The organism is Kitasatospora sp. NPDC050543, assembly GCF_044457565.1.
Lineage (GTDB): Bacteria > Actinomycetota > Actinomycetes > Streptomycetales > Streptomycetaceae > Kitasatospora.
The window spans coordinates 288,454-294,807 of record NZ_JBITGZ010000008.1; the positions used below are offsets into that span (position 1 = coordinate 288,454).

Annotated in this window: 7 protein-coding genes and 2 tRNA genes; 3 read left to right on the top strand and 6 right to left on the bottom strand. The window is 73.5% G+C overall.

Annotated features, from left to right (window positions below; translation table 11 throughout):
- Positions 1–44: 44 nt before the first annotated feature.
- The 6 genes from ACIBH3_RS13460 to ACIBH3_RS13485 form a co-directional block, all read right to left on the bottom strand.
- The gene (locus ACIBH3_RS13460; protein WP_396312066.1) at positions 45–1,085 is read right to left on the bottom strand and encodes a UDP-N-acetylmuramate dehydrogenase; all 1,041 of its coding nucleotides are present in this window, start codon (positions 1,083–1,085) and stop codon (positions 45–47) included.
- A 100-nt stretch (positions 1,086–1,185) separates the two neighbouring features.
- A complete protein-coding gene (locus ACIBH3_RS13465) occupies positions 1,186–1,608 on the bottom strand; it encodes a MaoC family dehydratase (protein ID WP_396312067.1) in 423 nt (140 codons plus the stop codon).
- Between the two features lie 4 nt (positions 1,609–1,612).
- The gene (locus ACIBH3_RS13470) at positions 1,613–2,071 is read right to left on the bottom strand and encodes a MaoC family dehydratase N-terminal domain-containing protein (protein ID WP_396312068.1); all 459 of its coding nucleotides are present in this window, start codon (positions 2,069–2,071) and stop codon (positions 1,613–1,615) included.
- Between the two features lie 114 nt (positions 2,072–2,185).
- Entirely contained in the window at positions 2,186–2,350 is a 165-nt protein-coding gene (rpmG, locus tag ACIBH3_RS13475; protein WP_006604855.1) for a 50S ribosomal protein L33, read from the bottom strand.
- A gap of 83 nt (positions 2,351–2,433) precedes the next feature.
- Positions 2,434–2,506: transfer RNA gene (locus tag ACIBH3_RS13480), tRNA-Met, on the bottom strand.
- A gap of 43 nt (positions 2,507–2,549) precedes the next feature.
- Positions 2,550–2,622: transfer RNA gene (locus ACIBH3_RS13485), tRNA-Thr, on the bottom strand.
- A gap of 245 nt (positions 2,623–2,867) precedes the next feature.
- On the opposite strand from ACIBH3_RS13485, the gene ACIBH3_RS13490 reads away from it, so the two are divergent.
- The 3 genes from ACIBH3_RS13490 (at position 2,868) to ACIBH3_RS13500 (ending at position 6,161) form a co-directional block, all read left to right on the top strand.
- The gene (locus tag ACIBH3_RS13490) at positions 2,868–4,148 is read left to right on the top strand and encodes a hydrolase (RefSeq protein ID WP_396312069.1); all 1,281 of its coding nucleotides are present in this window, start codon (positions 2,868–2,870) and stop codon (positions 4,146–4,148) included.
- A 443-nt stretch (positions 4,149–4,591) separates the two neighbouring features.
- Complete coding sequence (locus ACIBH3_RS13495; protein WP_396312070.1) at positions 4,592–5,194, top strand: superoxide dismutase; 603 nt, start codon at positions 4,592–4,594, stop codon at positions 5,192–5,194.
- Between the two features lie 205 nt (positions 5,195–5,399).
- On the top strand, positions 5,400–6,161 hold the full coding sequence (locus ACIBH3_RS13500) for a methyltransferase domain-containing protein (RefSeq protein ID WP_396312071.1): 762 nt from the start codon (positions 5,400–5,402) through the stop codon (positions 6,159–6,161).
- Positions 6,162–6,354: the final 193 nt, after the last annotated feature.

The following is a 6,354-nucleotide window of genomic DNA, read 5'->3' on the forward strand; positions in this document are numbered from 1 at the left end:
GGGCTCCGGCGGCAGACCGGGCCACCCACAGCCCCGCACCCGGGTCAGAGCGAGACGCCCACCATCACCGGCTCGTTGACCAGCTCGACGCCGAACGCCGCCCGGACCCCGTCCCGGATCTCACGGGCCAGCTCCAGCAGGTCGGCGGCGGTCGCGCCGCCCCGGTTGGTCAGCGCGAGGGTGTGCTTGGTGGAGAGGGTGGCCGGGCCGCTGCCGTGGCCCTTGCCGAAGCCGGCCTGGTCGATCAGCCAGGCGGCGGAGGTCTTGGTGCGGCCGTCGCCGGTGGGGAACGCGGGCGCGGGCCGCCCGTCCAGCCGCGCCAGGAAGTCCTCGTACTGCTCGGCCGTCAGGATCGGGTTGGTGAAGAAGGAGCCCGCCGACCAGGTGTCGTGGTCGGCCGGGTCGAGCACCATGCCCTTACCACCGCGCAGCCGCAGCACCGTGTCGTACGCGGTGCGCAGGTCGACGCGGTCCCCGGCCTCGACGCCCAGGGTGCGGGCGACCTCGGGGTAGCGCACCGGCGTGGAGTACCCGCCGGCGTCCTCCAGCGCGAAGCGCACCCGCAGCACCACATAACGCTCGGGGTCGGCCTTGAAGCGGCTGTGCCGGTAGGAGAACGTGCAGTCGGCCCCGGCCAGCGTGACGACCTCGCCCGCCCGGCGGTCGTACGCGACCACCTCGGTGATGCTCTGTGCGACCTCCTGGCCGTACGCGCCGACGTTCTGCACCGGCGTGGCGCCGGCCGAGCCGGGGATGCCCGCCAGGAACTCGATGCCGGCCAGGCCCTGGTCCACCGTGCGCGCCACCGCCCCGGCCCAGACCTCACCGGCCGCCAGCTCCAGCGTGCCGCCCGCCAGGTCGAAGCCGGTGCTCGCGATCCGCAGCACCGTGCCCGCGAAGCCGGCGTCGCCGATCACCAGGTTGCTGCCGCCGCCGATGACCAGCAACGGCTCACCGGCGGAGTCCGCCGCGCGGACGCAGCCGACGACCTCGGCGTCGGTCGTCGCGGTGACCAGCCGGCGGGCGGGGCCGCCGAGCCGGAGCGTGGTCAGCGGGGCAAGGGGAGCGTCGTGTTGTACCTGCACGCCCCCAGCGTACGGGGAGGGGGCGGGCAGGCATCCCACGCGCCCTCGGCCGGCCGGCCCGGGCGGGCGCCCGGACGGGCCGGTCCCGGACCGGGCGCCGTCAGGCCAGCTGGACGACGGCCCGGGACATGCCCAGGACCTTCTGGCCGCCGCTGGTCACCACCAGGTCGACCCGGGCCCGGCGGTCCTCCAGCAGGGCCGCGACCTTGCCGGTGACCTCGATCACAGCACCGGTCCCGTCGTTGGGGACGGGCACGGGCCGGGTGAACCGCACGCCGTACTCGAGCAGCGCGCCGGGGTCGCCCAGCCAGTCGGTGACCACCCGGACGGCCTCGGCCATGGTGAACATGCCGTGCGCGATGACGTCCGGCAGGCCGACCTCGCGCGCGAAGCTCTCGTTCCAGTGGATCGGGTTGAAGTCGCCGGAGGCGCCCGCGTAGCGCACCAGCGTGGCCCGCGTCACCGGGAAGGACCGGGCCGGCAGCTCCGTGCCGACCTCAACCTCGTCGAAGCTGATCGCCATCGCGCTACTCCCCCGCCTCGTCGGCGGCCCGGGCCACCAGCGTCATGATCGCCGTCACCACGTGCTCACCGCTCGCGTCCAGCACCTCGCCGCGGACGGTCAGCACGTCGTTGCCCGCGAGCGACTTGATGTTGTCGATGCTCACCGTGACCGCGAGCCGGTCGCCGGCTCGCACCGGGCGGGTGTAGGCGAACTTCTGGTCGCCGTGCACCACCCGGGTGAAGTCCAGGCCCAGCTCCGGGTCCTCGACCACCTGGGCGGCGGCCCGGTAGGTGATCACGAACGGGAAGGTCGGCGGGGCGATCACGTCCGGGTGGCCCAGCGCCTTGGCGGCCTCCGGATCGGTGTACGCGGGGTTGGCGTCGCCCACGGCGACGGCGAACTCGCGGATCTTCTCCCGGCCGACCTCGTACGGCTCGGTGGGCGGGTAGGTCCGCCCGATGAAGGAGGGGTCGAGCGGCATGGGCAACTCCTCTGAATTCCAGTCAAACAAAACGACTCCAGGCCGCACCCCCTGGGGGGTGCGGCCTGGAGTCAGAGACCTGAGTCACACAGGCCCGGCGACACCTTTACGGGGTCAGCGGGTCTCGCGGTGCGCGGTGTGCGAGTTGCAGCGGGGGCAGTGCTTCTTCATCTCAAGACGGTCCGGGTCGTTACGCCGGTTCTTCTTGGTGATGTAGTTCCGCTCCTTGCACTCCACGCAGGCCAGCGTGATCTTCGGGCGGACATCGGTGGCAGCCACGGGAGTGCCTTCCTTGGACAATGAATAAGAACACAACAAGAGTAGCCGACCGGGAGTTCGATCTCCCGACCGACTACGCGGGGTAGCGGTGACCGGACTTGAACCGGTGACACAGCGATTATGAGCCGCTTGCTCTACCAACTGAGCTACACCGCCACAGTGACCTTCACGACAGCCGAGGCTGACGATCGTTCACCAGAGCCCCCATGCGGAATCGAACCGCAGACCTTCTCCTTACCATGGAGACGCTCTACCGACTGAGCTATAGGGGCGAACGAGGAAGAGATTACACGGTTCCGAGCCAGAGGTGAAATCCGTATCCGAGCCGGAAGATCCCAGGTCGGCGGCTCGCATGTACGCACGATCGACGATGCACCGTTCGACCGACCTGCGAACCGGGCGCCCCACGGCGATACGACTAATCCGGGCCTACGGGCGTCCCGCGCAGCGGGCCCATAGGCTCGACCCCCAACGATCTTGCCTGCCGACCGAGCAGGCCGGACGGGAGGAGCCGGCGATGACCGCGGACAGCGCACCCGCCGACGGGCCCCACCCCGGCCGGGGCCCCGCCGCCAACCCGCTCGGGCACGGCCCGATCCTGCTGCTCACCGGCGCCCGGCTCGCCGACGGCCGGGTGGTCGACGTCCGGATCGGCGGAGACCGCATCCAGGCCGTCGGCACCGTCGGCAGCCTCGGCCCCATCCCCGCCCTGCCCGGCGCGCCCACCGCCACCACCGGCGCCCGGATCGACCTGGCCGGCTACCTGCTGCTGCCGGCCCCCGCCGAGGCGCACGCCCACTACGACGTCGCGTTCTCAGCCGCGCTGCCCGCCCCGCCCCCGGAGACCGCGGCCGACCTCACCCGGCGGGTCACCGAGGCCGCCCTCACCTCACTCGGCTACGGCGCCACCGCCCAGCGCACCCACGTCCGGATCGGCGACGTGCACGGGCTGCACCGGCTGGAGGCGGTGCTCACCGCCCGGCAGGCCCTGCTGGGCCTGGCCGAACTCCAGGCCGTGGCGATGCCCCGGCTGCTCACCGGCCTCGCCGGGGCGGACGGCCGGGCCCAGCTGCGCGATGCCCTCAAACTCGGTGCCGGCGCGGTCGGCGGCTGCCCCGAGCTGGACCCCGACCCGGCCGGGTACGTCCAGGTGCTGCTGGAGGCCGCCCGCGAGGCGGACTGCCCGGTCGACCTGCACACCACCGCCGGCGACCCGGCCCAGCTCGCCCGGCTCGCCGGGGCCCTCGCCCCACTGCGCCCGCGGGTCACCCTCGGCCCGTGCAGCGCGCTGGGCCCCGGTGGGGCGGCAACGCTGGCCGGAGCGGGCGTCCGGGTGCTGCTGCTGCCGCAGAACGGCTGCTGTACGGGTGTCGAGGGCCGCCCGAGCGGCCTGCGGCCCGAGCTGGTCCGCGAACTCGCCGCCGCCCGCGTACCGCTGGTGGCCGGCAGCGGCTCGCTGCGCGACGGCGCCAACCCCGCCGGCCGGGCCGACCCACTGGAGGCCGCGTACCTGCTGGCGGCGGGCGGTGCGCTGGGTCCGGACGCCGCGTACGACGCCGTGGCCAACCAGGCCAGGGCCGCGCTCGGCCTGCCACCGGTCCGGGTGGACGCGGGCTTCCCCGCCGAACTGCTGGCGGTGCGCGGCGACAGCCTGGCCGGCGCACTGGCGGGCGGCCACAGCCGGCTGGTGGTGCACAGCGGCCGGATCGTCAGCCGGATCAGCGCGGTCCGTGAGTTCGCGGACACCGTCGCACTGGCCTTGCCCCGCCAGAGCGGCAGCCCCGGCCAGGACCTGTGACGGCGGCCGGCCCCGGCGACGTCCCGTCAGGGCGCGGGGGCCTCAGGGCTCGCACCGGCACCCGATGCCGGGTTCGGTGATCAGGCACCGGAGGGGCGGTAGGTGACGCCGCGTAGGGCGAGTGGGATCGATCCCCGCCGTACCGGTGGCGCCTGCGGATCGTCGTCCACCGGATGGCCCCCGGCGGACGGCCCGGGAAGTGGTGGGAGCGGGTGGGCCGGGTGTCCCGGCGGGCGCCGGTCGGGAAGACGATCAGCTCTGCGAAGGACCCCGGCGCGGACCTCCGCCCGCCCGGGACTGTCTCAGCGGGGAGGCTGACCGGCCCGACCCACCCCCGACGACACACTCTGGTGCTTGCCAGATGTAATTGCAAGTGATGCGCAATAGTGTTGCCCGGGCACTCCGGAAACACTCCGAACCGCACGCACTAGGAGCCCTATCCCATGGGTCAGTACACGCTCCCCGACCTCCCCTACGACTACTCCGCCCTTGAGCGGGCGATGACGGGCGAGATCCTGGAGCTCCACCACTCCAAGCACCACGCCGCCTACGTCAAGGGCGCCAACGACACGCTCGAGCAGCTGGCCGAGGCCCGCGCGAAGGAGCAGTTCGGCGGTCTGGTGGGCCTGCAGAAGACGCTCGCGTTCCACCTGTCCGGCCACGTCCTGCACTCGCTGTTCTGGGAGAACCTCTCCCCCGATGGCGGTGACCGCCCCGACGGCGCCCTCGCCGACGCCATCGACGAGCACTTCGGCGGCTTCGAGGCCTTCCAGAAGCAGCTGACCGCCGCCACCGTCGGCGTCCAGGGCTCCGGCTGGGGCATCCTCTCCTGGGAGCCGCTCGGGCAGCGCCTGATCGTGGAGCAGGTCTACGACCACCACGGCAACGTCGGCCAGGGCGCCACCCCGCTGCTGGCCTTCGACGCCTGGGAGCACGCCTACTACCTGCAGTACAGGAACGTCCGCCCGGACTACGTGAACAAGCTCTGGGACGTCGTGAACTGGAACGACGTCGCCGCTCGCCTCACCGCGGCCCGCACCGCCTGACCACCCCGCCCGGAGGGCCGTTCGCCGTCCGGCCCTCCGGGTGCTCCTTCGCCGGCGCCGCCACGACGTGACCACCGGTCACCGGCCGGAGTCGGCGGGGTCGTTGTGCCCTGCGGCCCCCGACCGGGCGGTGCGATGATCCGATCTCCGAGGCGGTCGCGCGCGCCTCGCCCGACCGTGCCGCACGCCGTGGCACTCTCCAGCCATGTCCCGCAACGAAGCCTACGGCGCATGGTTCTACGCCGGTCAGCAGGACGGTTCGGTGCGTTCCGCCGAACGCGTCCTCCCCCTCGTCCTCGATCTCGTCCAGCCGTCGAGCGTCGTCGACCTCGGCTGCGGTACGGGCGCCTGGCTCGCCACCGCGCTCCGGCTCGGCACCGACACCGTCCTCGGAGTGGACGGCCCGTGGGTCACCGAGGAGACCCTGCACATCCCGTACGACCGCTTCCTGCCCCACGACCTCTCGCAGCCGCTGGACGTCGACGAGCTGCGGCCCGACGGCCCCGGCAGCCGGTTCGGGCTGGCCATGTCGCTGGAGGCGGCCGAACACCTGGAGGCCGACCGCGCCGACTCCCTCGTCGCCGATCTGTGCGCCCTCTCCGAGTGCGTGCTGTTCTCCGCCGCCATCCCCGGCCAGACGGGCAGTGACCACCGCAACGAGCAGTGGCCGCCCTACTGGCGGGCCCGCTTCGAGCGGCACGGCCACCAGCTCGTCGACTGCCTGCGCAGCCGGTTGTGGGCGGACCCGGAGATCGAACCCTGGTACGCGCAGAACGCCTATCTGTACGTCAGCGCCGACCGGCTGGCCGCCGACGAGCGGCTGCGCGAGGCCGCGTCGGAGAACGACCGGATGCCACTCACGGCCGTCCACCCCGGGATCCTGGCCCTGTTCTCCAAGCCCTTCGCGCCGCCGAACCCCGAACCGCTCCAGCGGCGCGCGGCGCCCATGCGCTTCAAGAGCACCTGAGCCCCGGCTCCCGCCTCACGGCCGGCCTACGCGGTGGGCCAGCCCGGCCGATCCGGACAGACGGAAGCGGGGGGGGCGCCGCGGGGGGGGGGCGGGGGGGGGCGGGGCCGGGGGGGGGGGGGCGGGGGGGGCGGGGGGGCCCCCGGGCGGGGGGGGCGCGCGGGGCGGGAAGGAACGAGAGGAAGCAGCCCCG

What these genes read in the sequence shown, in the direction of transcription:
- ACIBH3_RS13500 (WP_396312071.1), top strand. Translation starts at nt 5,400, where the DNA reads ATGTCCCGCAACGAAGCCTACGGCGCATGGTTCTACGCCGGTCAGCAG.
- ACIBH3_RS13490 (WP_396312069.1), top strand. Translation starts at nt 2,868, where the DNA reads ATGACCGCGGACAGCGCACCCGCCGACGGGCCCCACCCCGGCCGGGGC.
- ACIBH3_RS13465 (WP_396312067.1), bottom strand. Translation starts at nt 1,608, where the DNA reads ATGGCGATCAGCTTCGACGAGGTTGAGGTCGGCACGGAGCTGCCGGCC.
- ACIBH3_RS13470 (WP_396312068.1), bottom strand. Translation starts at nt 2,071, where the DNA reads ATGCCGCTCGACCCCTCCTTCATCGGGCGGACCTACCCGCCCACCGAG.
- ACIBH3_RS13495 (WP_396312070.1), top strand. Translation starts at nt 4,592, where the DNA reads ATGGGTCAGTACACGCTCCCCGACCTCCCCTACGACTACTCCGCCCTT.